Annotated in this window: 19 protein-coding genes; 7 read left to right on the top strand and 12 right to left on the bottom strand. The window is 62.9% G+C overall.

Annotated features, from left to right (window positions below; genetic code table 11):
• Positions 1-65 precede the first annotated feature (65 nt).
• Together PspCFBP13528_RS10730 and PspCFBP13528_RS10725 are read right to left on the bottom strand one after the other, a co-directional pair.
• Complete coding sequence (locus tag PspCFBP13528_RS10730) at positions 66-1,403, bottom strand: SidA/IucD/PvdA family monooxygenase (RefSeq protein ID WP_137200181.1); 1,338 nt, start codon at positions 1,401-1,403, stop codon at positions 66-68.
• Between the two features lie 120 nt (positions 1,404-1,523).
• A complete protein-coding gene (locus PspCFBP13528_RS10725) occupies positions 1,524-2,006 on the bottom strand; it encodes a sigma-70 family RNA polymerase sigma factor (RefSeq protein WP_065953010.1) in 483 nt (160 codons plus the stop codon).
• A 256-nt stretch (positions 2,007-2,262) separates the two neighbouring features.
• Here PspCFBP13528_RS10725 and PspCFBP13528_RS10720 point away from each other — a divergent pair, with 256 nt between their 5' ends.
• The 6 genes from PspCFBP13528_RS10720 to PspCFBP13528_RS10695 all read left to right on the top strand — a co-directional run bounded on the left by PspCFBP13528_RS10720 (position 2,263) and on the right by PspCFBP13528_RS10695 (position 10,048).
• Complete coding sequence (locus PspCFBP13528_RS10720) at positions 2,263-3,435, top strand: efflux RND transporter periplasmic adaptor subunit (protein WP_101220032.1); 1,173 nt, start codon at positions 2,263-2,265, stop codon at positions 3,433-3,435.
• Between the two features lies 1 nt (position 3,436).
• Positions 3,437-5,410 (top strand): MacB family efflux pump subunit, encoded by a 1,974-nt coding sequence (locus PspCFBP13528_RS10715; RefSeq protein WP_137200180.1) that lies wholly within the window; start codon positions 3,437-3,439, stop codon positions 5,408-5,410.
• A complete protein-coding gene (locus PspCFBP13528_RS10710) occupies positions 5,403-6,815 on the top strand; it encodes an efflux transporter outer membrane subunit (RefSeq protein ID WP_137200179.1) in 1,413 nt (470 codons plus the stop codon). The genes PspCFBP13528_RS10715 and PspCFBP13528_RS10710 overlap by 8 nt, the downstream gene beginning before the upstream one ends.
• A gap of 107 nt (positions 6,816-6,922) precedes the next feature.
• Complete coding sequence (locus PspCFBP13528_RS10705) at positions 6,923-7,678, top strand: alpha/beta fold hydrolase (protein WP_137200178.1); 756 nt, start codon at positions 6,923-6,925, stop codon at positions 7,676-7,678.
• A 443-nt stretch (positions 7,679-8,121) separates the two neighbouring features.
• On the top strand, positions 8,122-8,985 hold the full coding sequence (locus PspCFBP13528_RS10700; protein ID WP_065953005.1) for a LysR family transcriptional regulator: 864 nt from the start codon (positions 8,122-8,124) through the stop codon (positions 8,983-8,985).
• A gap of 58 nt (positions 8,986-9,043) precedes the next feature.
• The gene (locus PspCFBP13528_RS10695; protein WP_065953004.1) at positions 9,044-10,048 is read left to right on the top strand and encodes a LacI family DNA-binding transcriptional regulator; all 1,005 of its coding nucleotides are present in this window, start codon (positions 9,044-9,046) and stop codon (positions 10,046-10,048) included.
• On the opposite strand, the gene PspCFBP13528_RS10690 is transcribed toward PspCFBP13528_RS10695, so the two are convergent.
• From PspCFBP13528_RS10690 to PspCFBP13528_RS10645, 10 genes are all read right to left on the bottom strand, one after another.
• A complete protein-coding gene (locus PspCFBP13528_RS10690; protein ID WP_137200177.1) occupies positions 10,045-10,770 on the bottom strand; it encodes an SDR family oxidoreductase in 726 nt (241 codons plus the stop codon). The two genes, PspCFBP13528_RS10695 and PspCFBP13528_RS10690, sit on opposite strands and share 4 nt — an antisense overlap.
• A 138-nt stretch (positions 10,771-10,908) precedes the next feature.
• Positions 10,909-12,441, bottom strand: coding sequence for an FGGY-family carbohydrate kinase (locus PspCFBP13528_RS10685; RefSeq protein ID WP_137200176.1), 1,533 nt, complete (start codon positions 12,439-12,441; stop codon positions 10,909-10,911).
• Between the two features lie 2 nt (positions 12,442-12,443).
• The gene (locus PspCFBP13528_RS10680; protein ID WP_137200175.1) at positions 12,444-13,523 is read right to left on the bottom strand and encodes an alcohol dehydrogenase catalytic domain-containing protein; all 1,080 of its coding nucleotides are present in this window, start codon (positions 13,521-13,523) and stop codon (positions 12,444-12,446) included.
• A gap of 27 nt (positions 13,524-13,550) precedes the next feature.
• The gene (locus PspCFBP13528_RS10675; protein ID WP_137200174.1) at positions 13,551-14,543 is read right to left on the bottom strand and encodes a ribose ABC transporter permease; all 993 of its coding nucleotides are present in this window, start codon (positions 14,541-14,543) and stop codon (positions 13,551-13,553) included.
• A complete protein-coding gene (locus tag PspCFBP13528_RS10670) occupies positions 14,509-16,017 on the bottom strand; it encodes a sugar ABC transporter ATP-binding protein (RefSeq protein ID WP_137200173.1) in 1,509 nt (502 codons plus the stop codon). The genes PspCFBP13528_RS10675 and PspCFBP13528_RS10670 overlap by 35 nt, the downstream gene beginning before the upstream one ends.
• Positions 16,018-16,079: 62 nt before the next feature.
• Positions 16,080-17,003 carry a substrate-binding domain-containing protein gene (locus PspCFBP13528_RS10665; RefSeq protein ID WP_065952999.1) on the bottom strand — a complete coding sequence of 308 codons (924 nt, stop codon included), beginning with the start codon at positions 17,001-17,003 and terminating at the stop codon, positions 16,080-16,082.
• Positions 17,004-17,303: 300 nt separating this feature from the next.
• Positions 17,304-18,740 carry a hypothetical protein gene (locus PspCFBP13528_RS10660; RefSeq protein ID WP_137200172.1) on the bottom strand — a complete coding sequence of 479 codons (1,437 nt, stop codon included), beginning with the start codon at positions 18,738-18,740 and terminating at the stop codon, positions 17,304-17,306.
• Between the two features lie 142 nt (positions 18,741-18,882).
• Complete coding sequence (locus PspCFBP13528_RS10655; RefSeq protein ID WP_137200171.1) at positions 18,883-19,947, bottom strand: lipocalin-like domain-containing protein; 1,065 nt, start codon at positions 19,945-19,947, stop codon at positions 18,883-18,885.
• The gene (locus PspCFBP13528_RS10650) at positions 19,937-22,399 is read right to left on the bottom strand and encodes an FtsX-like permease family protein (RefSeq protein ID WP_137200170.1); all 2,463 of its coding nucleotides are present in this window, start codon (positions 22,397-22,399) and stop codon (positions 19,937-19,939) included. The genes PspCFBP13528_RS10655 and PspCFBP13528_RS10650 overlap by 11 nt, the downstream gene beginning before the upstream one ends.
• Before the next feature lies 1 nt (position 22,400).
• The gene (locus tag PspCFBP13528_RS10645) at positions 22,401-23,069 is read right to left on the bottom strand and encodes an ABC transporter ATP-binding protein (protein ID WP_137200169.1); all 669 of its coding nucleotides are present in this window, start codon (positions 23,067-23,069) and stop codon (positions 22,401-22,403) included.
• 279 nt (positions 23,070-23,348) lie between these two features.
• On the opposite strand from PspCFBP13528_RS10645, the gene PspCFBP13528_RS10640 reads away from it, so the two are divergent.
• Entirely contained in the window at positions 23,349-24,026 is a 678-nt protein-coding gene (locus PspCFBP13528_RS10640; protein ID WP_065953206.1) for a histidine phosphatase family protein, read from the top strand.
• The last annotated feature ends 136 nt before the right edge of the window (positions 24,027-24,162 follow it).

Raw genomic sequence — 24,162 nt, 5'->3', positions numbered from 1 at the left:
CCATGTCACAAGTACCGCCTGTAGGAGCAAGGGCTAGCCGCCCGCCTCGCTCCTACACAATCCGATCAGCTTGCAGTGGCGAGCAGCAGGTCCTGCACCGAGCGCGCGCTGCCACGGCTACGGTCATTGGCATACAACGACGCGGCAATTTCATCGGCACGAATCGGCAGCACCGACAGTAACGTATCGCTCAAACCATGGCTGGCCTGGCTGAACCCCTGGATGTAAATGCCGGCCTTGCAGCGCTCGTCGGTGACGATGCGGTAGTCGCGGGCCACTTCGAAATCGCCCATGTATGCTTCGAGCGGCGCGAGCAGTTCGCGGTGCATCTGGCGTTCGTAACCGGTGGCGAGGATCACCGCGTCGTAGTGATTCACGCTGGTTTCGCCGGTGGCGTTGTTGCGCAGCGTCAGTTCAATGCCCAGCGGGCCGGGGGCGGCCTTTTCGACCACTGTCATGGTGCGGAAGGCCTGACGCGCGATGCCGGAGACTTTCTGCCGATAGAAGATGCCGTAGATGCGCTCGATCAGGTCCAGGTCCACCACCGAGTAGTTGGTGTTCTGGTACTCGGCGACCAGGCGCTCACGTTCGGCGCCGACTTGCTGGAACACCAGGTCGGTAAAGGCCGGCGAGAACACTTCATTGACGAACGGGCTGTCATCCGCCGGTTTGAGCGCCGAACCGCGCAGAATCAGGTCGACCTGCACCGACGCAAAGCTGTCGTTGAGGTCGATAAAGGCTTCGGCGGCGCTTTGACCACCGCCGATCACCGCAATGCGCATGGGCTTGCCGTCCACACACGGCTGGCTGGCCATGCGGTCCAGGTACTGGGAATGGTGAAACACCCGGCTGTCGCCCTTGAGCGCCTTGAAGGCTTCGGGAATACGCGGCGTGCCGCCAGCGCTGACCACCACCGAGCGTGTAGTGCGCACATGCTGCTCGCCCAGCGCATCGCGGGAAATCACGCGCAGCGCTTCAACCTGTTGCTGGTGCAGGATCGGCTCGATGGCCAGCACTTCCTCGCCGTAGCGGGCCTGGGCCTGGAATTGCCCGGCAACCCAGCGCAGGTAGTCGTTGTACTCCATGCGGCACGGGTAGAAGGTGCCCAGGTTGATGAAGTCCACCAGGCGGTCGTGGGCCTTGAGGTAATTGACGAAGGAATACGGGCTGGTGGGGTTGCGCAAGGTCACCAGGTCCTTGAGGAACGAAATCTGCAATTCGCTCTGGGTCACCAGGGTATTGCCGTGCCAGCGGTAGTCGGCTTGTTTGTCGAGGAACAGCACGTCCAGTTTGCCCTGCGCCTTCTCACGCTCCTGCAGGGCGATGGCCAGCGCCAGGTTCGAAGGGCCGAAGCCAATGCCGATCAGGTCGTGAACCGCGGGCGAAGCAATTGCCTGTGTCATTCCAGTGTCCTCTGGATAAGCCCCTTGGCGGTTGGGGCGGGAATACCTTCATGGCCTGAACAACAGGCCGTGTGTTGATAGGAAACGAGGACAGTGAAATAAAATTTAACTAACAGCGCTTCAGTGCACTTCCCACTCACGCATGCGCAACCGGCAGTGCTTCATGGCATTGACGATGTGCTTTTCCACCAGCGCGCGGGAAATGCACAGGCGCTCGGCGATTTGCAGGTGGGACAGGCCGTCGAGCTTGCGCAACAGGAAACTGTCGCGGCAGGCCGCCGGCAGCTCGGCCAGGGCGCGCTCGAGCATCTCCAGACGCTGGCCCTGGTCGTGACTGGTGTGCGGTGAACAGGGGGCGAAGCGTTCTTCGGCGTCCAGCACCTCCAGCGGTTCCAACTGGCGCAGGGCGTTGCGCCGATGGCCGTCGATCACCAGGTTCAACGCGGTGCGGTACAGGAACGCGCGCGGCTGTTCGATCGGCGTGTCACTGGAGCGCTCCAGCACCCGCACATACGCGTCATGCACCACATCCTCGGCCACCTGACGGTTGCCCAGCTTGGCGTTGAGGAAACACACCAGCTCGCGATAGTAGTTTTCCAACATGACTCCTGGCCCCATGGCCGTGGTGCTGACGATGCCAACCTTTTTAGGAACACGTCCATCGATGATGGCAGTTTGAGTGTGTGCAATTTATAGTAATTCTCATCTACTTTTAAAGAAGTCTTGCATCACCGGTGCGTTTTTTTTCGTCGGGCGAGCTGTTACCACGTGTGTAAGGGCCTAAATCTCCGGGCAATTTTCTCGTATAACTGTCAACTCCCCGCTCCTGCGGTCAATACCTCCCGGCTGGAACCAAGACATGAAACGCCCTCGACCTGCCCGACGCGCCCTGCTGGTGATGGCGTGCCTGCTCTGCATCCTCGCGGTGGTTGCCTGGCAAGTGCTGCCGTCGGGCCGCGACAGCCTGCCCACGGTCGCCGTAACCCGCGGCAACATTGAAAACAGCGTCACCTCACTTGGCACCCTGCAGCCGCGCCGGTATGTCGACGTGGGTGCCCAGGCATCCGGACAGATTCGCAAGATCCATGTGGAGGCCGGTGATCAAGTCAAGGAAGGCGAGCTGCTGGTGGAAATCGACCCTGCCACGCAACAGGCCAAGCTCGACGCCAGTCGCTACTCCATTGAAAACCTCAAGGCGCAGTTGCAGGAACAGAAAGCCCAGCACGAACTCGCACGCCAGAAATACCAGCGCCAGCAACGCTTGGTTGCAGGCAACGCCACCCGTGAAGAAGATGTGCAAACCGCCAAAGCCGAACTGAGCGCCACCCAAGCCCGTGTCGATATGTTCCAGGCGCAGATCCGCCAGGCCCAGGCCAGCCTGCGCAGTGACGAGGCCGAACTGGGCTATACGCGGATTTACGCGCCCATGAGCGGCACCGTAGTGGCGGTAGATGCACGGGTCGGCCAGACCCTCAACGCCCAGCAACAAACGCCGTTGATCCTGCGCATCGCCAAATTGTCGCCGATGACCGTATGGGCCGAAGTGTCCGAAGCCGATATCAGCCACGTCAAACCGGGCATGAGCGCCTATTTCACTACCCTCGCCGGCGGCAACCGGCGCTGGACCAGCACCGTACGCCAGATCCTGCCGATCCCGCCCAAGCCGCTGAATGAAACCAGCCAGGGCAGTGGCAGCCCCACCAGCACGAGCAAAACCGGCAGTGGCCGCGTAGTGCTGTACACCGTACTGCTGGATGTGGACAACACTGACAATGCGCTGATGGCCGAAATGACCACCCAGGTGTTTTTCGTCGCCAGCCAGGTCAAGGACGCTCTCACCGTCCCGGTCGCGGCGCTGCTCGGTGGCCAAGGCACCGACAAGCAGATCGCCCGGGTCGTCACCGAAAATGGCGCCATCGAGGAGCGCGAAGTACACCTGGGTATCAGTGACCGCCTGCGCGTTGAAGTGTTGGATGGCCTCAACGAAGGCGATCACCTGTTGATCGGCCCAGCCAGCGGCGGCGGGGGTTGATGTGACCACGCCATTGATCGAACTCAAGAACATCCGCAAGTCCTACGGCGGCGGCGACAGCCCGCAGGTCGACGTATTGCGCGGGATCGACCTGTCTATCCATGCGGGAGAGTTCGTTGCCATCGTCGGCGCCTCGGGCTCCGGAAAATCCACACTGATGAACATCCTCGGCTGCCTCGACCGCCCCACCGTGGGCGACTACCTGTTCGCCGGGGAAAACGTCGCGCACCTGGACAGCGATGCACTGGCCTGGCTGCGCCGCGAAGCCTTTGGTTTCGTGTTCCAGGGCTACCACCTGATCCCGTCCGGCTCGGCCCAGGAAAACGTCGAGATGCCGGCGATCTATGCCGGCATCAGCGCTGCCGAACGCCATGCCCGCGCCAAGGCTCTGCTGACCCGCCTGGGCCTGGCCGACCGCACCAACAACCGCCCGCACCAGCTCTCCGGTGGCCAGCAACAACGCGTCTCGATTGCCCGTGCGTTGATGAACGGCGGGCATATCATCCTTGCGGACGAACCCACCGGAGCCCTCGACAGCCACAGCGGCGCCGAGGTGATGCTGCTGCTGGATGAGTTGGCGAGCCAGGGCCACGTGGTGATCCTGATCACCCACGACCGCGAAGTCGCGGCGCACGCCAACCGCATCATCGAGATCAGCGACGGCCTGATCATCAGCGATTCGGCGTTGAGTAACATCCACGTGCCCATCACGGCCGGCAGCAACGCATTGCAAGCCGTGGACCTGCGCCAGCGCCTGGCCGACGGCGCCGAACACATTGGTGCCTGGAAAGCCGAGCTGCTGGACGCGGTACAGGCGGCCTGGCGGGTGATGTGGATCAACCGCTTCCGCACCGCGCTGACGCTGCTGGGGATCATCATCGGCGTGGCGTCGGTGGTGGTGATGCTGGCAGTGGGCGAAGGCAGCAAGCGCCAGGTCATGGCGCAGATGGCGGCCTTCGGCTCCAACATCATCTACCTGAGTGGCTTTTCGCCTAACCCGCGCACGCCGCCAGGTATCGTGACCCTCAATGATGTGGCGGCATTGGCTACATTGCCCCAGGTCAAGCGCATCATGCCGGTGAACGGCACCTACGCCGGCGTGCGCTTCGGCAACGTCGACTACACGGCCTATGTGGGCGGTAACGACACCAACTTCCCGGACATCTTCAACTGGCCGGTGGCCGAAGGTAGCTACTTTACCGAAGCCGACGAGCGCGCCGGGGCCACGGTGGCGGTGATCGGTCATCGCGTGCGCGAAAAACTGTTCAAAGGCCAGCTAGACCCCATCGGCCAATACATCCTGATCGAAAACGTGCCCTTCCAGGTGATTGGCGTGTTGGCGGAAAAAGGCTCCAGCTCCGGCATGCAAGACAGCGACGACCGTGTCGCCATTCCCTACACCGCCGCCAGCGTGCGCCTGTTCGGCACCTATAACCCCGAATACGTGGTCATCGCCGCCGCCGATGCGCGCAAGGTGCAAGAGGCCGAGCAAGCCATCGGTCAGCTTATGCAAAAGTTGCACGGCGGCAAGCGCGACTTCCACCTGACCAACGACGCAGCGATGATTCAGGCTGAAGCGCGCACGCAAAACACCCTGTCGCTGATGCTCGGCTCGATTGCCGCGATTTCCCTGCTGGTGGGCGGTATCGGCGTGATGAACATCATGTTGATGACCGTGCGCGAACGCACCCGTGAAATCGGCATCCGCATGGCCACCGGCGCACGCCAGCGCGACATCCTGCGCCAATTCCTGACTGAGGCGGTGATGCTCTCGGTGGTCGGCGGGCTGTTCGGTATCGCCCTGGCGCTGCTGGTGGGCGGCGTGCTGGTGCTGGCCGACGTGGCGGTGCAGTTTTCCCTGGTGGCGATGCTCGGCGCCTTTGGCTGCGCGCTGGTCACCGGCGTCGTATTCGGCTTTATGCCGGCCCGTAAAGCTGCCCGGCTCGATCCGGTTAAGGCGTTGACCAGTGAATAAACGATCCATCGCACCACAACTGTCAGTGCTAAGCCTGTGCCTGCTGCTCAGCGCCTGCGCCGGCAACCCCGCCGCCGTCGACAGCGGCATCGCGCCACCCGCCGCCTGGCATTATGGCGAACGCGCGGCCAGCCAAGCCACCGACCAGCGCTGGTGGACGCACTTTGGCAGCCCATCGCTCAACCGCCTGATCGACCAGGCCCGGCGTGACAGTTTCGACGTGGCCGCCGCCATGGCTCGGGTGCGCCAGGCGCAGGCAACGGCGGTGATTGCCGGGGCGCCGCTGCTGCCCGAGATCAACTTCAACCTCACCACCACCCGCGAAAAGCTGTTGCGCGGCAGCGGCAACTCGGACCTGGACGCCACCGAGAGCAATAAAACCGTCACCCGCTATGACGCCAACCTCACGGCCAGCTACGAACTCGACTTCTGGGGCGGTCGCGCCGCTGCGCGGGACAGCGCGCTGCATAGCCTGCAGGCCAGCCAGTTCGACCAGGCCAACGTGGAACTGACCCTGCTCAGTAACGTCGCCGATCGTTACGCGCAAACCCTGGCGGCGCGCCAACGCGTGCAGATCGCCGAGCTGAACCTGGCGAATGCGCGCGCGGTGCTGAACCTGGTGCAAACCCGCTACGACGCCGGTTCCGCCACGGCTCTGGAACTGGCGCAACAGAAAAGCCTGGTGGCCAGCCAGCAGCGGCAACTGCCGCTGGTCGAGCAACTGGCCGAAGAGGCGCGCATCACCCTGGCCGCGTTGCTCGGCCAGCCCGTGCAGGCGCTGCAACTGGGCACCGAGGCGTTCCCGGCACTGACCTGGCCAACCATCGGGCCCGGCGTGCCAAGCCAGTTATTGAGCCGGCGCCCCGACCTCGCCCAGGCCGAGGCACAGCTGGCGGCGGCAAGTGCCGACGTCACCGTAGCCCGTGCAGCGATGCTGCCTGCAGTGACCCTGGGCGCGACCCTGGGCTCGGGCGCATACAAGGCCGACGATATCCTGCGCAGCCCGTTCTACACCCTGACCTCGGGCCTGGTGGCGCCGATCTTCAACAACGGTCGTTTAAGCGCCGAACGCGACAAGGCCCGCGCGCGCCAGGATGAGCTTCTGCAAATCTACCGTGGGGCGATCATCAACGGCTTTGCCGATGTGGAAAAAGCCCTCAGCAGCATCAGCCGCCTCGACCAGCAACGCCAATGGCAAGTTGAAGAACTGCAACAGGCCCAAACCGCGTTCCGGATCGCCGAAAGCCGCTACCAGGCCGGTGCCGAAGATCTGCTCACGGTGCTGGAGACCCAACGCACCCTGTACGCGGCCCAGGACTTGGACGTGCAGCTGCGGCTGTCGCGCCTGCAAGCCAGCATCGCGTTGTACAAAGCATTGGGCGGTGGCTGGAATAGCGACACCTGATAAACGAAACTCCAGTTTCGTACACGATCCGTTTAATCGCCTTACATTATTAGACCCAAGGTCCTTGGTAAAAAAGCCGACTTCATACGGCTTCCCGGGACCTTTTAATGAAACCCAGCGTTGTTGGAAAATGCCTGGTCTGCCTCGGCGGCTGGTTGATCGCACACCTGGCCCTGGCCGACCCCCTGATCGCGCCCACCGCCATTGATTGGTTACTCGATTGCCCTTTCCCGGTGCTTGAGCGGCTCGCCCCCGACGTACTCGACCGTACCCAATGTGGCCTGGTGACGGTGCCCCGCGACCATGCCGCTCCTGGACGCGGCCGCATACGCCTGAGCGTGACACGCGTCGGCGCGCGCGACCCGCTCAACCGCGAGGGCGTGGTGTTTATCCAGTCCGGCGAGCCGCATACAGCTAAAAACGCCACCTTTGCCCTGCATCTGGCCAGCCTTTGGGAGTCTTACGCCAACCCGGCTTACCGTAAGCTGGTCGACCGCTACGACATGATCGAACTGAGCAGCCGCGACCTCACAGGGGGTGACGCCCTCGAACAGGCGGCACAGGATATGGAGTATGTGCGCGGGCAACTGGGCGAGTCCCGGCTCAACTACGTCGGCAATGCCGACGCGGCGCGCCTGGGCAACCGCTACGCGACGCGGTTTCCCGAACGCGTCGCACGCATGGTGCTGGTCAACGCAGGGCACAGCGAACCGGGCGCATCCGGCGTCGAGTCGCTTCTGCTCAAGGAACCCGCCCAGACAACTGCCGACGGCTGTGTCAGCCGCTGGCTCGGGGAGTTTCTGGCCTACGGCAAACAGCCACCGACGAGCACCCGGTGTCTCGACCGTGGCGGCTGGGAGTGAGCCGCAGGTCTACGACCCTTTGAAACTGGATCCACTGGCGTTCGATCACTCTTGATTCACCGCACAACCCGATTACTGAGTGTCAGTCACTGCATCTGTGACTGATCTACCGCTATCGGGGGCAAGCCCCCTCCCACATTTGCATTGCATTCCAATCACTGAAAAATGGCTGCCCCTCGAAGCGGGTCACAACGTACCGCAGGGTTCGGGCATGGACGAAGGTGCGCAAGTCACGCTTATGCAAAGGCATCCCCTACCAAGCACTTACAAGCACCACACAACCCGAGCTGAAATTCAATTGAAATGTGGGAGGGGGCTTGCCCCCGATTACTGAGTGTCAGTGAATGCCTCTGTGCCTGACACACCGCTATCGGGGCAAGCCTCCTCCCACAGTGCTCACCGCGTTCCACTACAATGCCCTCCACTCATCTCCCGGGGGCTTCATGGACATCGAACTGGCACGCACCTTTCTGGAAATCACCCGCTGCGGCAGCCTCGCCGCAGCGGCGGAGAAACTGCACGTCACCCAGACCGCCATCACCGCACGGGTGAAGAACCTGGAAAACCAGTTGGGCAGTACGCTGTTCGTGCGCAATCGCGCTGGTGCACGCCTGACCGCCGACGGCGAGGCCTTTGTGGTGTACGCCAACCAGTTGCTGCAAACCTGGGAAGCGGCGCGCCGCGACCTGCCCTTGCCGGATGGCTATCGCAATGTGCTGCATATCGGCGCAGAGGTCAGCCTGTGCAATCCGCTGATGCTCGGCTGGGCCAAGGCGCTGCGCGAGCATATCCCCGGGCATGCCCTGCGCACCGAAATTCGCGAGGGCGAGTACCTGTTGCGTCAGTTGGAGTTGGGCGTGCTTGACGCCGCGCTGGTGTTCCAGCCGCAGTACTGGCCGGGCTTGCAGGTCGAGCAAGTCCTGGAAGAAAAACTGATCCTGGTGCAACTGGCGAGCAAACCCGAGCCCTATGTGTATATCGACTGGGGCCAGGGTTTTCGCCAACAGCACGACGCCGCCTTGCCCGACCGCGCGCGCGCCGCCGTGGGTTTCAATCTGGGGCCGCTGGCGCTGCAGTACATCCTGGTGAACGGCGGCGCCGGGTATTTCCGCACGCGCGTGGTGCAGAGCTACCTGGACAGCGGCGTGATGCAGCGGGTGGCCAAGGCGCCGGAATTCAGTTTCCCGACGTACCTGGTGTATTCGCGGGCACGAGATTCTGCGGTGCTGCAGCAGGCGTTGACCCTGTTGCGTGAAGTGGTCAAGACCGAAGGTGACTGGTCGCAACGCTGGGACCCGCTGATTTGAGTCACCCTGGGCCTGCGCGCATGCTAGCCTGCGGGAGTGTCCTCTTGCAGCCTTACCGATGAACAAGAAAAAGTCCGTCACCATCAGCGACATCGCCAAACGGGTGGGCATGACCACCATTACCGTGTCCCGGGCGTTGAGCAAACCTGATCTGGTCAAACCCGCCACCCTGGCGCGCATTCTGGAAGTGGCGCGCGAGCTCGACTACGTGCCCAATGCCTTCGCGCGCGGGCTCAAGCGCAGTGAAAGCCTGATCATCGGTGTGATCACCGCGTCGGTGGACAACCCGTTCTACAGCGAGATGATCAAGGCGATCTCCCGCGAAGCAAAAAAGCACGGCTACACCATCATGCTGGTGGACACCGATGAGCTGGAAGAACTGGAAAGCAAGGCCGTCGATACCCTGCTGGGTTATCGCGTGGCGGGGATCATCCTGTCGCCGGTCTCCGATGAGCCGAGCTACCAGCCTGACTATCTCGAGCGCCTGGGCAACGGCAAGACCCCGGTGGTGCTGCTTGACCGCACGCTCCACGACAGCCCGTTCAGCCGCGTGGTGCTCGACAACTACCACAGCGGCATCCAGGCCGCGCACTACCTGTTGCGCCAGACCCCGGACCTCAAGCGCCTGCTGGTGCTGACCGGCCCCGAGCACTCGCGCATCACCGTCGAACGCCTCAAGGGCCTGCGCGAAGTACTGGCCGAACATCCTCAGGTGCAGGTCGAGGTGCAGGCCGGGGACTACACGCTGATGCCGTCCTACCTGCACACCCTCGACTACCTCGCCGCCCACTCGGCGCCGGACGCGATCATGGGCTTCAACCAATTGATCACCCTCGGCGCCCTGCGCGCGTTACGCATGCACAACATCGCCCACGACAGCCTGACCATCTGCGGCATCGACCGCCTGCCGTTCGCCGATATTTTCGGCGTGCCCATCGCCTGCGTGGCCCACGATGCCTCGCTGGCCGGCAGCAGCGCGGTGCGCCTGCTGCTTGATCGCCTGCAAGACCCGTACAAGCCACGGGACAAGGTGGTCATCGCCGGGCAGTTGGAGAACGGCTAACGGCTGGTATAGCCGCCATCGATGGGCAGGCTCACGCCACTGATCATGCTGGCCGCATCGCTGAGCAGGAACAGCACCGGCAACGCGACTTCCACGGTGTGCGCAAAACGGCCCAGGGGAATGGCGGCCAGCGCCGGGTCGCGCTTGACCGGATCGGACCAGGCCATGGTCGCCATCGGCGTGAGCGTGACAGTGGGGTTGACGCTGTTGACGCGAATGCCGAAGCGGCCCCATTCAGCGCACTGCACGCGGGTGATCGCATCGAGGGCGGCCTTGGAGGCGCAGTAGCTCAGATGATCATCCAGCGCCACCAGCGAGGCCTGACTGGAGACGTTGACGATGCTGCCGGCGATGTTCTCTTCGATCATTTTCGCCGCCACGCGGCTGGCCACGTGCGCCGCAGCGCGAGCGTTGACGCTCATCACCTGATCAAACGCCTCGGCGCTGATGGCGGCGGCGGGCTCCAGGCGTGAAATGCCGGCGCAGTTGACCAGACCGTGCAGCGCCGGCAGCTCATTCAAGCCGTGGTCGAGCGCGGCGCTGTCGGCGATATCCACGCTCAGGGTGTGGCAGCCCAGTTCGGCCAGTGCCCGGGCGTCACGGCCCAGGGCGAACACCTCGGCGCCACTGGCAATGAGCTGCTGTGCGATTTCGCGGCCAATCCCGCTGCTGGCGCCGGTGACGAGGATGCGGTGGTGAGTGAAGTCAAAAATTGCGTTCATAGATCAAAATCTCAAGAACAATGAAGATCCACTGTGGGAGGGGGCTTGCCCCCGATGAGGGAGTAACAGCCAATGCATCTGTGACTGACCCACCGCCATCGGGAGCAAGCCCCCTCCCACATTTTTGACCCTGTTGGGTCAGTTGGCCTGCAAGGTGTGCATGATCGGTTTCAGCGCGGGATACAGCTTCAGGTACTCGGCAAACGCGTGATCGTAGACCGCGACATTCTCCCGCTTGGGCTGCGCCCGCAACGCCAACTGCACCCAGCCCTTGTCCATCGCCTCATCACTGACCAACCCCACCGTGTGCGCCGCCAGTAACGCCGCCCCCAGCGCCGCTTCGACTTCCTGGACGATGGTGTACACCGGGTAGCGCGTCACATCCGCGATGATCTGCATCCACACATCCGAATGGCTCGCACCGCCTACCACGATCAAACGCGGGTCAAGGGAATGCGCGCCCTGGGTGCCGGCTTCGATATTGTGGCGCAGGGCAAAACTCACCCCTTCGAGCACGGCGCGGTACAGATGGATGCGACTGTGATACAGGTTCAGCCCGACAAAACTGCCGCTGGCGCGGTCGTCCCACACCGGGCTGCGCTCGCCCATCAGGTATGGCAGGAACAACAGGCCTTCGCTGCCCGCCGGGATATTCATCGCGCTGCGCTCCAGCAACACCAGGCTGTCCTGGCCGCTGGCCTGGGCCTGTTGCTCCTCGGCCTGGCAGAACTGCTCGCGGAACCAGCTGACCGACGCCCCGGCGGTGATCGCGCCACCAAAGATGTACAGGTCGCGATGACCGTTATAGACGTGAGGCATGCTGACCAACCCGTGCCGCGCGTCCACCCGCTGGTTGAGGTAGCCCCAACACATGCTGGTACCGATCATCGCCACATGGTTGCCCGGTTGGGTGACGCCCGCAGCCAGGGTCGCCATGGCCGCATCCACGCCACCGGCGAGCACCGGCGTGCCCGCCGGCAAGCCCAGGCGGGCGGCCCAGCCCTGGAGCAAACCGCCCACCACCTCACCGGAATACAGCAACCGCTGCGGCATCATCGCTGGCGGGATGCCCAGTGCATCGAGCATCTCGCCCGACCAGCCGCGCGCAGCCACATCGTAGACACCGCCGATATTGCCGGCGCTGCTGTGGTCCACCGCCAGCTCGCCCGTCAGGCACCAGTTGATATAGCTGTTGGGCGGCAGCAGGTAGCGCGTGTCGGCCCACACCTGGGGCCGATGCTGCTTGAGCCAGAGCATCTTGGTGAAGCCGTAGTAGCTGTCCAGCGAGTTGCCGGTGACGGCGAACAGCCGGTCCAGGTCCACATGCTCACGTACCCACTGCACCTGTTCACCGGCGCGCCGATCCATCCAGATAAGGCACGGGTGCAACGGTGTGATCTGCGCATCCACCGCGATCCCCGAGCCGCCATACAGGCTGCTGATGCACAACGCCTTGACCTGTTGCGCCGCGACGCCGGACTTGGCCATGCACTGCGCCACACAGGCCTCGACCGCATCCAGCCACACCTGCGGCCATTGCTCGGCCCAGCGCACTTTCGGCGTATCCACGCGATAGCCCTGGCTGTGCTGGGCGATGATCGTGCCGTGCGCATCCACCAGCAGCGCCTTGGTGCTCTGGGTCCCTATGTCTACACCCATCACGTAGTTCATCGTCAGAGCACCGGCTTCAACAGCACCTTGATCGACTTGGTCGAGTTGGCCAGTTCGAAGGCCTCGGCGTAGTCATCCAGGGGGAAGTCATGGGTGACGATGCCTTTTGACGTGACCAGGCCGCGCTCGAACAGGTCGATGGCAATCGGGTAGCAATAGGGGCCGAGGTGGGCGCCGCGCACGTCCAGCTCCTTGCGGTCGCCGATGATCGACCAGTCCACGCTGGTCTCGGCGCCGAACACGCTGAATTCGACAAAGCGCCCGAGCTTGCGGATCAGGTCCAGGCCCTGGGTGACGCCGGCCGGTACGCCGGTGGTTTCGATGTACACGTCGCAGCCGTAATGGTCGGTAAGGCCGTTGATGATTGCGCGAGCGTTGTCGCGCGACGGGTTGATCACCACGTCGGCGCCGAACTTTTTCGCCAGCTCCAGACGCTCGTCGACCATGTCGATCACCACCAGTTTCTTCGGCGTCTTCAGCGCCGCCACCTGCACCATGCACAGACCCAGGGTACCGGCGCCGGCAATCACCACCACGTCGTCAAGCTGGATATCGCCACGGTTGACCGTATGGATCGAACAGGCCATGGGCTCCACCAGCGCCGAGTCTTCCAGGGACACCGACTCGGGAATCCTGTGCACGATGGCGGTCTTGGGAATGCGCATGTACTGGGCCATACCACCCTCGGCGACCTCACGCTGAAAGCCGAAGATGTTGTGCACTTCGCACATCCAGTATTTGCCGGACTTGCAGAATCGGCACTTGCCGCACGGCACGATCTGCTCGGCGATCACCTTGTCGCCCACCGCCACGTCGAAGTGCTCCTCGGCGCCCTCGCCCGCCTCCACCACATAGCCGAAAAACTCGTGGCCCGGCACGACAGGCGCCTTGACCCAGGGATTGTCGCCGCCCCAGAACATCGCCGCGCCGGAATGGCACTTGCAGTCGCTGGCGCAGATGCCGCAGGCGGCAATGCGGATCACCAATTCATTGGGCCGCGCCTGGGGTTTGCCGATGCGTTCCAGGCGGTAGTCTTTGGGGCCGTGGCAGACGACGGCTTGCATATCAGTGTGCTTGTCCATGGTGTTCGTTCCTGTGTGGATAGGGGTTCAGCGATGGCGCTGACGGCTGATAAAGATCGCCAGCAAAATGATTGCGCCCTTGATCACGCTCTGCACGTAAGGCGATACGCCGAGCATGTTCAAGCCGTTATTCAAGACGCCGAGCAACATGGCACCGAGCAAGGTGCCGACGATTACGCCGCGCCCGCCGGCAATCGACGCACCGCCCAGTACCACGGCGGCAATCGCATCCAGTTCGAACGACACACCGGCATTCGGCTGGCCGCTCATCAAGCGTGAGGTCAGCACCAGCCCGGCAATCGCTGCGGTGAGGCCGCTGATGCCGTACACCAGCAACTTGAAGCGCGCGGCGCGCACACCGGACAAACGCACCGCTTCTTCATTGCCGCCGATGGCGTAGATGTAGCGGCCGATGCGCGTGTGTTGCAGCAGCACGTAGGCCGCCAGGTAAGTGAGCAGCATGATCAGAATCGGCACCTGGATGCCCAATACGCTGGCGCGGCCGAACACCGCGAACCACTCCGGCAGCCCGGAAATCGGATAGCCGTCGGTGTACATCAGCCCCAACCCCCGGGCGATGCCCATGGTCGCCAGGGTCACGATGATCGGCGGCATATGCAGGTAGGCCACGAACAGGCCGTTGCCGATGCCGAACGCCACACCCACCAGCATCCCGGCGCCGATGGCCAGGCCTGGCGGCAGCCCCGCGACCATCAAGCCGGCCGTGAGCGTGCCGGACAGTGCCATCACCGGGCCCACCGACAGATCGATGCCGCCGGTCAGAATCACGCACGTCATGCCCACCGCGATAATCGCGTTGATCGACACCTGGCGCGCAATGTTCGACAGGTTGCTGGCGGTGAGGAAGGTGTCGCTGGCGAGGATCATCACCAGGGTCACCACCACCAGCCCGACAAAGGGATAAAACGCCGGCGAGCGCAGCAACCGCGCCAGGTTCAGGCGTAACCGGCCGGTACCTGCGGTGTTAATGGACGTATTCACTTGACCCCCCTGTTGCATGGCGCATGACTTCTTGAGGATTGACGGCGGACGCTTCCAGTACCTTGACGATCGCGCCTTTGTGGAACACCGCGACGCGGTCACACATGCCGATGACTTCCGGCAGTTCGGAGGAAATCATGATGATCGCGTAGCCCTGTTCAGTGAGACTGCGCATCAGCGCGTAGATCTGCGCCTTGGCGCCCACATCGATGCCACGGGTGGGTTCGTCGAACACCAGCACGTCGCAGTGGTGGTTGATCCAGCGGGCAATCACGACCTTTTGCTGGTTGCCGCCGCTGAGGTTGAACACCCGGCTTTCCGCGCTGGGCGCCTTGATCGACAGCTGGCGCATCAGCGCTTCGACGCTGGCGCACTCTCTGGCCTTGTCGATCAGGCCCGTGGCGTTCTGGTATTTGGGCAGGTTGTTCAACGAGATATTTTCGCGAATGCTGAAATCGGTGATCAGCCCTTCGCTCTTGCGGCTCTCCGGCAACAGGCCGATGCCGTGCGCCAAGGCCTGGGCCGGGTCGTCGAGGCTGACCTTTTCGCCGCGCAGCCACACGTCTTTGCTCACCGAGGGCAGCGCGCCCAGCATGCCCAGGGCCAGTTCGGTGCGACCGGAACCGACCAGGCCGGCAAAGCCGAGGATTTCACCCTTGTGCAAGTCGAAGCGGTTATGCGGGCCGTTGCGCACCAGCTGGATGTCCTTGACCTCCAGCAGCAAAGGCCCGCGTGCTGTGGTGGGCTTGGGCGGGAAACTGCATTCCAGGCGGCGGCCGACCATCATCTCGACCAGACGGTCGATATCGCTGTCGGCCACAGCAGTGACGCCTGCATTGCCGCCATCGCGCAACACACTGATGCGGTCGCACACCTGGAAAATCTCCTCCAGATGGTGCGAGATAAAAATCACTGCCACGCCCTGACGCTTGAGTTCGCGCATGATCTCGAACAGCAGCTCGGCTTCGCTGGGCGTCAGCGTCGCGGTGGGTTCATCGAGCACCAGCAAACGCGCATCCAGGGCCAGGGCCTTGGCGATCTCGACAAACTGCTGCTCCGCCACGCTCAGATGCCTGACTGCGCATTCCAGGTTGATCGACACGCCCAGACGCTTGAACAAGGCCTCGCAGGCCTCGAACATTTGACGTTTGCGCAACAGGCCGAAGCGGTTGCTCAGCTCATGGCCGAGGAAGATATTGTCCACCGCCGTGAGGTAGGGAATCAGGCTGAATTCCTGGAACACGATGCCGATACCGGCCGCGATCGCATCACGGTAAGTCGCAAATTGCCGGGGCTGGCCGTCGATCAGGATCTGCCCCTCATCCTGATGCTCGACGCCGCCAAGGATCTTCATCAGGGTGGATTTGCCCGCGCCATTCTCCCCGAGCAACGCGTGTATTTCGCCGCGCTCCACTTGCAGGTTGATGGACTTGAGGGCCTGCACCCCCGGGTAACGCTTACAGATATTTTCCAGCTTCAGAAGACTGCTCATACCGAAGGCCTCGCACTCGGGAGGAAGACCAGGGCCCCACGGCGGACGTGGGGCGGCGGGGTTTACCAGCTGAAGTCCCCGGCCTTGGCCTGGTCGATCAGGGTGATGTCCACCGGAACCGTGGCGGGCACTTGCGAGCCCCACTTTTTGGCCAGGGCTATGCCCAGGGCCAGGCGGATCTGGTCACGGGGGTATTGGGCCGAGGTAGCGATGAACTTGCTGCCGGGTTTCTGGATCGCCTTGATCGCTTCCGGAGCACCGTCGACGCTGACCAGCTTCACGTCCATGCCGCTGGCTTCGATGGCCGACAGCGCGCCGAGGGAGCCGTTGTCGTTCACGCTGAAAATGCCCTTGAGGGTGGGCTGGGCCTGCAACATGTTTTCGGTGACGGTCAGCGCCTGGTCACGTTCCTGCTTGCCGTTCTGGATGCTGACAATCTTGATGTCCGGGTGCTTGGCCACCGCCTCCTTGCAACCGCGCACACGCTCCAGGATCGGCACCACGGCAATGCCGTCGAGGATGGCGATATTGCCTTTGTCGCCGATGTGTTTGGCCAGGTACTCACAGGCCTGGAAACCGGCATCGAAGTTTTTCGAGCCGACGAAAGAATCCAGCGGACCCTCCGCCTGGGCGTCCACCGCCACTACGACCACACCGGCAGCATGGGCGGACTTGACCGCCGATTGCACACCGACCGAGTCGGTCGGGTTGATCAGCAGGATATCGATGCCTTTTTGCAGCATGTCTTCGACATCACTGACCTGCTTGGACACATCATGGCGGGCGTCGGTGATGATCAGTGTCGCCCCGATGCTCGCGCCGGCTTCTTCCAGGGCGTTTTTCATGGTGACGAAATAGGGGTTGTTGATTTCCTGGAACGAGGCGCCGATGCGGATCGGCTTGGCGGCTTCGGCAAACACAGGGGAAACGCTGCCCAGAGTGATACTGGCAGCCAATAAACACAGGGTTTTCGGGAGCATTTTCATGGCGTGGGTCTCTGTTTTGTTTTTATTTTTAGAGCAAATGTTATCGTTAACATTTTGGCAGAAGCTAACAAGGAAATGCGAGGTGCGCAAGGGGTCATTGGTCAGACTCGATCCAAATGTGGGAGGGGGCTTGCCCCCGATGGCGGCGGGTCAGTCAGTAAATTCATTGACTGATCTACCGTTATCGGGAGCAAGCCCCCTCCCACATTCGATTGGTTGCAGCCTGCAAAAATTTGCGGCACACGGAGCAAAAAAGGGGCAGCCCCTTGGAGGCTGCCCCTTCTGTTTCACATCACTGTGTCAGTGGATGATGTCCTGGGTGCAGATATGCCCCAGGCTGACGTATTGCACGTTGTCACCGCCGACGCCCACACCGGGGAATTCGGCCAGCTCGATGCGCCAGCCGCCCTCGTTGTAGGTGGTTCTCCACTTGTACGGCACACCGGTGCTGCTGTCGTTGATCACTGTGGTGTAGTCACCGAAGCAGGTACCGATATTGGCAGTGGCCTCGGAGACACCCGCGCTGTTGGTGGTCGCCTTGTAGTCGACCCAGCGGTAGTTCAAGTCGACGAAGTGGTTATCCACGCGCAACACCGGGGTGACGCCCAGCAGCGGCGCGCCGGTGGAGTCCGACCATTGGGTCGACCAATTCAACAGTCGCGCGGTTTGCGTGGCCAACCACACTTCGGTCACCCGCACGATGTTGTCACCTTTCACACTGTTGGCGTTCAGGCGCGGCGTGGAGCCCAGGCTCAGTTGGTAATACTTGCTCGGGTCCTGCGCCACCGCCGGGTTGGCGCGCACGCGCACCTTCACGGTGGTGCCCGGCGTTACGCTCGGATAGGTCGAGGTGGAACCGGCCGGCACGGTGACCCAGTTGGTGCCATCGAAGCGGTCGAAGATCCACTGGTTACGGCTACCGTTCTCGTCGCCCGCCAGGTACATGCTCACACTTTGGCCACGTACCGCCTGGAAGTCGAAGTAATCGACATCGCCGGCATTGTCGAGATTACCGCTGACCTTGTTCATCGAGTCGGGCAACACGAACGCGGTTTGCGCGCTGTCGTTGGGCTCGAACGCGTCGATGTTGCTGTCCACCGCCACGCCGAAACTGAACTGCGCGTTATCGGCGGCCTTGGCCACCATGTACCAGTAGTAGTCACCGGCCGGCAGCACACCGTTGAGGTATTCATCGGCATTGCCTGCGGCATCCGACGTACCCACCACACTCAGGTTGCCCTGGCCATCATCCTGGAACAGAGTCAGCGACATGTCCGCGCCTGCACTCTGGTTGACCAGTTGCACCTGCACTCGCGCGTTCTGAGGCAGGTTGAAGTGGTAGGCAAACTCGTTACCGGCCTGCACCTCATCGACGGTGTAGAGCGTGTTGATATCCAGGGTGGGGAACAGTGGTTCAAACGCTGCAACCGCCGCGCTTTTCAGTGCGCTTTGCGCCGGTTTCTTCAGCTCACCGACCACGCTGTCGAACGGCGCGGACTTGAGGGCCTTGGTCACCGCCTTGGACTGGCCGGACTTGGCCGCCGAGAGTTTTTGCTTGAGCTCAGGCGACACCTTCGACGCGTCCAGCTTGCCGCCGGACTTGAGCGCCTTGTTCACGGCCTGCTTGACCGCGTCGGCACTGAGTTTCTGAGGCGCTTGCTGAGCCAGGGCGCAGGCCGAGACGAAGCAGGAGGCCATGATGGCCGCGCCTAGCATAAGGGCTTTTTTCGATTTCATTTTTTATCCATCCATAGTTAAAAAATAGAAGTTCAGGTGATCGGCGACATCCGGTCACCTGGGATGGACTGTAGGATAATACTGTTTTTATGTACAGTACTTTTTTGAGATTTTGTCGACCTCCACGGGGGCTTCAAATCACCTAATACCCGGTCATCTCCAGATACCCCACCCCACCGTCGAACTTCACCGGCCCTTCCCAATAGGGAATCCCCAGGTTCATCCACGCCTTCGAATTGACGGCCTCGGGGGTGATGTCCAGGTGTTTGCCGGGGATCTTCAGCGACCAGCGCGTGGGAATGCTGCGTCCGTCAATCTCGGTGGTGGTCAGCGGCGCCAGTTGGATATCCGCGTCGTGCAGGGTCTCGGTGCGTCCCTGGGCGTCGATCCAGGTGCCGGTGAGATAGCCGCCACCGTCCTTTTGCCGCACGCGAAACAGCATCAGTTGTTCGCCTCGGTCCAGGTGCAGGGAGAACCAGTCCCAACCGGTCTGGTTGGCGGCCAGGGGCTGGCTGCTCCATTCACGGTCGAGCCAGGCGTTGCCGCTGACCTGGTAGGTCTGACCGTCGACAGTGACGCTGCCGTTGGCGCTGAAGAACGGCTGGCTGTAGTAGTAGGACGCCTGGCCCTGGTCGGATTTGCGGCTGTAGCCGTTGTCGCCCTGCAGCACCAGTGGGCGACTGGAGGTCAGTTGCAGATCATAGGCGAATTGCGCGCCACTGGCCTTGAGTTGCATGTCGGCCAGAGTGTGGGCGGCGCCAGTGCGGGTGGCGAAGTTCCAGTCATCGATCCAGGCATTGAACGGCAGCGCCTGCGCCCCGGCCTGGCCGACGCCGCCCCGGGCGAAGCGCTCGGCGGCGTAATGGCGGGTGGCGGAGGTGACGGCGGCATGGCCGAGCCAAATCGTGGAATCGCGCCAGCCCGGTTGTGGCGGTCCGGCTTTCACGGCATTGCGAAACAAGGTCCACTGCACGCCGAAGACATTGCCCTGAGCGTCCTTGAGGTTGGCGGTGACGTACCACCATTCAATGCGAAAGCCTGGATGCGGGCCGTGATCCTCGGGGAAGGTGAACACTTTGCCGGGCACCACCTGGACGAAGTCGGCGGCATCGCTGCCAAGGCCGGCGAAACTTTCTTCGGGCTCGGGCGCCTTGTCGCACGCGCTCAGCAGCAGCAGAACTACCCACGCCAACGCCTTAATCTTCATGGGCAAACGTCCTCAACAAATCCGCCGGGCGGCTGCGGTACAGCTGCCACAATGGCCAGGCCGACGCCAGCAGCGTGGCAAGCATCGCCAGCCCCATCAGTTGCGCCAGCTGCCAGGGGAACACGTGCAACGGCAGGCGCCAGCCAAAGGCTTGCACGTTGATCACCGCATCCAGGCACCACGCCAGCAGCAGCCCCAGGGGCAACGCCAGCACCAGGGTGAGCACCGCCAGCAGCCAGGTCTGGCCCAGGTTGAGCAGCATCAGTTGGCGGCGCGTGACCCCCAGTGCCCACAACGGCGCCAGTTGGCCGAGGCGACTCTGGCTCTGGGTCAGCAGGCTGATGAACAGCGCCACACCCGCTACGCCAAGGGTCAGGCTGTTCAACGCGGCGGTAGCGGCGAAGGTGCGTTCGAAGACCTGGCTGGACCAGCCCTTGAGTTGCTGTTGATCGATGATGCGGCTGTCTTCCAGGCCGAACTCACGCTGCACGTCACGCACCAGCGGCGGCACATCCTGGGTTGCCACACGCAGGTTGAAACGCACCGGTGACAACGTTGGCCAATGCGCCAGCAAGTGCTTGGCGTTGACCAGCAGATGGCCCTTGGGGTTGCCGTAATCGGCATAGATACCGACAATTGTCGGTGCCCATGGGCCCTGGGGCGTGGGGACTTGAACGGTGTCGCCCAGGCGCACGTTCAAGCGTCGCGCCAATTGCTCGCTGAGCATCACGCTATCGTCCTGCAGCAGGCGGTCCCAGGGCGTGCTCGCCGCTTCCAGCAACGGCCAGTGCTGGCGATAGGTGGGGTCGTCAACCACGCCGAACACCTCCGCCGGCCAGCCCTGCAATTGCACCGCAACTTGCCAGCCGGGCAGCACCGCCCGCACCCGTGGTTGTTGCGCCAGCCAGGCCTGCAAGTGCTGTGCCTGGGCCGGATTTTGCGGATTGAGGTACAGCTCGGCGGTGAGGCGCTGCTCCAGCCAGTTATTGAAGGTGCTGCGAAACCCCGAGGTCATGGAGCCCGCGCCGATATTCGCCGCCAGCGCCAACAGCAGCGCCATCAGGGCCAGGCTCAAGGCCGGCAATTGCTGGCGGCAGTCGGCAAGGAACCATTGGCCCAGCACCGAACGGCTGCGTCCCAGCACGCCCTTCAACACCCCATTGAGCAGCACCGGCAAGCCGAGTGCGGCGCCCAGCAGCAAGCTCGCCATCAGTACGAACCCGGCGGCCAGGCTGTTGCCCCAGACCAGCGCCAGCAGCGCAACGACCAGCGCCACACCCGCCACCCAGCCCTGGCGTCGCAGCCAACGCCCGTGGGCTTCGTGCCAGGCCTGGGCGTTGGCCAGCGCCAGCAACGGCAGGCGTGCCGCGCGCCACAGGCTGCTGGCCCCGGCGAGCAACGCACCCAGCAAGCTCAAGCCCAGGCCCGCCAACCACCACCAGGGGCTCAAGCTCAGTTGGCCTGCGACTTCAGCACCGTAGAGGCCGCGCAGGCTGGCCGCCACATCCGGCAGCAACAGGCTGGCGAGCAGGTAACCGCTGGCAACGCCGAGCACGCCGCCCAGCAGCGCCAGGAATCCCAGCTCAACGCCCAGGCTCAGGATCAGCAGGCGTGCGCTGACCCCGCAGGCACGCAAGGTGCGCAGCAGGCCCCGGCGCTGCTCCAGGGCCAGGCCGATGGCCGCATGCACGATAAACAGCCCCACCACAAAGGACAGAAAGCCCAGGGCGTCGAGGTTCAGGTGGAAGCTTTCGGTCAGGCGCGAAAGGGTGTTGTCGTCGCCCTGCTTGAGTTGCAGCCCGGCAGGCGGCGTCGGATGACGGGCGGCGAAGGTGTTGTCCAGCAGCAGGCGCGACAGCCGGCCCTGCATGTCGAGCAGCGGTTGGGCGAAACCAATATCGGTGAGCAGCATGCCGGGGGCCATGTCCGGCTGCACCTGCAGCGGCGGCAAGGGTTGCCCATTGGCCGTCAGCGGTTGCTCGCCTTCATGCAGGCCGAGCGCCTGCAAGGTTTGCGCGGCTATCCAGGTGCGCCCCGGCGCGTCGAAAAACGCCAGTACCTGCGCCTGGCTCAAGCGTTGCCCCGCCACGCTGCCGCTGCCGGGCAACGACACCGGCTCGATGCCCATCAATTGCAGACGCTGCTCTTCATGCCCCTTGAGCACCACCCGCCCCTGCACCACTGGTGACACCGGCCACCCGGCACGGCGCAGTTCGGCGAACACGGCTTGCGCGAATCCGGCACCGTCGGGCGCACTCAGGCTGGCTTGCGGTTCGCCGCCGATCAATTGGCTGGCACGCGCGTAGCCATCCCGCGCCTGGCTGTTGAGGGCCTGCACCCCGGTCAATAACGCGGTGGCCAGCCACAGGCCGGTCAGCACACTGAAAAACTGCACCGGGTGGCGCCGCCAATGGCTCAACAGCGCACGCAGCGCCCAATAGAACACCGCCATCTCAGCGCGGCTCCATCGGCACGACGCGGCCGTGGTGCAGCACGACCTGCTGATCCAGGCGTGCGGCCAGGCGCGGGCTGTGCGTGACCATCAACAGGCTGGTGGGACTGTCGCGCAACAGGTCGAGCAGCAGTTGCAGCACCTCATCGCTGGTGGTTTCGTCAAGATTACCGGTGGGCTCATCGGCCAACAGCAAGCCGGGGCGGGACGCCAGTGCACGCCCCACCGCCACCCGCTGTTGCTGGCCGCCGGAGAGCTGCTCCGGGTAACGCTTGAGCAAATCGCCCAGGCCCAGGCGCTCCACCAACTGCGCCTGCCACTGCGCATCGAACCGCCCGGCCAGGCGCGCCTGGAACGCCAGGTTGTCCTCCACACGCAAACTGCCAATCAGGTTGAACTGCTGGAACACCAGGCCGATTTCGGTGCGCCGCCACTGGGCCAGTTGCCCTTCGCTGAGGCGATCCAGGCGCTGGTCACCGATCAGAATACTGCCGCCATCCACGCGGTCGAGCCCCGCCACCAGGTGCAGTAACGTGCTTTTGCCGCTGCCCGACTCGCCCATCAATGCCAGGCTGCTGCGCGCCGCCAGGTGCAGGTCGACACCCGCCAGAACGGTCAGCGGGCCTTGGGGGGTGGCGTAGTTTTTTACAACACCTTCTACCTGCAACATACGAACGCTCGGGTTAAGGACTGCAAACGAGAATAACGGCTGCCGGACGTTCCCACGCAATTTTTTCACATTGATTTCACCGCGTGCCCACCCGGAACACTTTAAATTCCCCACCCAGGCAGCATTAACCGACAACTTTTAAGTTGCCCCAAAGGGTGTTTCTTACTATCCACATGTTCAGCTCAAAGACAGCAGCCTTGTGACAGGCTTTTGCTCCACCAGGAACATCTGCCGTATGAGTTGCGCCGGTCTTTTAACAACAAATAATCACTTGTGCCCATGGTGAACAACGTGGCAGACATTACCCTGACCAAACCCCGTAGGGCCAGGTTGAAGCGCCTGAGAAAATTCCGCGTGCCGGTGGCGGGCATCATCGTAATCGCCCTGCTGTTGAACGTTTTTATATTCTGGCCAAGGTCACCGCAGGACCTGGGCATAGGCAACCGCCTGGTCACTTCCGGGGTGCTGGCCAGTTGGCGCAACGGCGACCTGATCGTGCTGGTACGGCATGAAGAGCGTTGTGATCGCTCTGGCAACCCCTGCTACGGGCCGGCTGACGGCCTGACGGTCAATGGCACACAACGCGCGGCCGACCTGGGCAGCGCCTTTGAAAGCCTGGGCATGGAGCGCACCGACGTGCTCAGCAGCCCCACCACGCGCACCGCGCAGACGTCGCTGTTCATGTTCGGCAAGACTGAACTTTCCCCCGGTCCCCTCGCCATCTGCGGTGATGCCATGGGCGAAGAAATCCTCAGCCATAAACAGGCGGATCGCAACCTGATGCTGATCACCCATAGCGCCTGCATGAGTGACTTCCAGGAGGCACTCGGCTACCCCCACGCGCAGGCGGCCGAGTACGGCAGCGCCCTGTTCGTACAGGTATTGCCCGACGGCAAACTCAAAGCCTTGGGCACTATGAAACGTCAGGAATGGGCAGCCGCACTGAAGCAACTTTAAATACACTCTTTTACATATTGCCGCGTAGCGCGTTCAGCAAAACGACAGCCCGCGTCTGCCATTTTAAGCGCGCCTGTTAGTTCAGGACGCCCTAACTTTCTGATGAAGCAGTGACTCTCTTAATGCTCGACGCCTT

Source organism: Pseudomonas sp. CFBP13528 (genome assembly GCF_005233615.1).
GTDB classification, from domain to species: Bacteria; Pseudomonadota; Gammaproteobacteria; order Pseudomonadales; family Pseudomonadaceae; genus Aquipseudomonas; species Aquipseudomonas fluorescens_AM.
The sequence above is the reverse complement of the archived record's forward strand: the minus strand, read 5'-3'. Positions and strand labels throughout refer to the sequence as shown.

Coding starts and splice junctions, on each gene's coding strand:
- PspCFBP13528_RS10730 (WP_137200181.1), bottom strand. CDS start 1,403: ATGACACAGGCAATTGCTTCGCCCGCGGTTCACGACCTGATCGGCATT.
- PspCFBP13528_RS10725 (WP_065953010.1), bottom strand. CDS start 2,006: ATGTTGGAAAACTACTATCGCGAGCTGGTGTGTTTCCTCAACGCCAAG.
- PspCFBP13528_RS10720 (WP_101220032.1), top strand. CDS start 2,263: ATGAAACGCCCTCGACCTGCCCGACGCGCCCTGCTGGTGATGGCGTGC.
- PspCFBP13528_RS10705 (WP_137200178.1), top strand. CDS start 6,923: ATGAAACCCAGCGTTGTTGGAAAATGCCTGGTCTGCCTCGGCGGCTGG.
- PspCFBP13528_RS10700 (WP_065953005.1), top strand. CDS start 8,122: ATGGACATCGAACTGGCACGCACCTTTCTGGAAATCACCCGCTGCGGC.
- PspCFBP13528_RS10695 (WP_065953004.1), top strand. CDS start 9,044: ATGAACAAGAAAAAGTCCGTCACCATCAGCGACATCGCCAAACGGGTG.
- PspCFBP13528_RS10690 (WP_137200177.1), bottom strand. CDS start 10,770: ATGAACGCAATTTTTGACTTCACTCACCACCGCATCCTCGTCACCGGC.
- PspCFBP13528_RS10685 (WP_137200176.1), bottom strand. CDS start 12,441: ATGAACTACGTGATGGGTGTAGACATAGGGACCCAGAGCACCAAGGCG.
- PspCFBP13528_RS10680 (WP_137200175.1), bottom strand. CDS start 13,523: ATGGACAAGCACACTGATATGCAAGCCGTCGTCTGCCACGGCCCCAAA.
- PspCFBP13528_RS10675 (WP_137200174.1), bottom strand. CDS start 14,543: ATGCAACAGGGGGGTCAAGTGAATACGTCCATTAACACCGCAGGTACC.
- PspCFBP13528_RS10670 (WP_137200173.1), bottom strand. CDS start 16,017: ATGAGCAGTCTTCTGAAGCTGGAAAATATCTGTAAGCGTTACCCGGGG.
- PspCFBP13528_RS10665 (WP_065952999.1), bottom strand. CDS start 17,003: ATGAAAATGCTCCCGAAAACCCTGTGTTTATTGGCTGCCAGTATCACT.
- PspCFBP13528_RS10660 (WP_137200172.1), bottom strand. CDS start 18,740: ATGAAATCGAAAAAAGCCCTTATGCTAGGCGCGGCCATCATGGCCTCC.
- PspCFBP13528_RS10655 (WP_137200171.1), bottom strand. CDS start 19,947: ATGAAGATTAAGGCGTTGGCGTGGGTAGTTCTGCTGCTGCTGAGCGCG.
- PspCFBP13528_RS10650 (WP_137200170.1), bottom strand. CDS start 22,399: ATGGCGGTGTTCTATTGGGCGCTGCGTGCGCTGTTGAGCCATTGGCGG.
- PspCFBP13528_RS10645 (WP_137200169.1), bottom strand. CDS start 23,069: ATGTTGCAGGTAGAAGGTGTTGTAAAAAACTACGCCACCCCCCAAGGC.
- PspCFBP13528_RS10640 (WP_065953206.1), top strand. CDS start 23,349: ATGGTGAACAACGTGGCAGACATTACCCTGACCAAACCCCGTAGGGCC.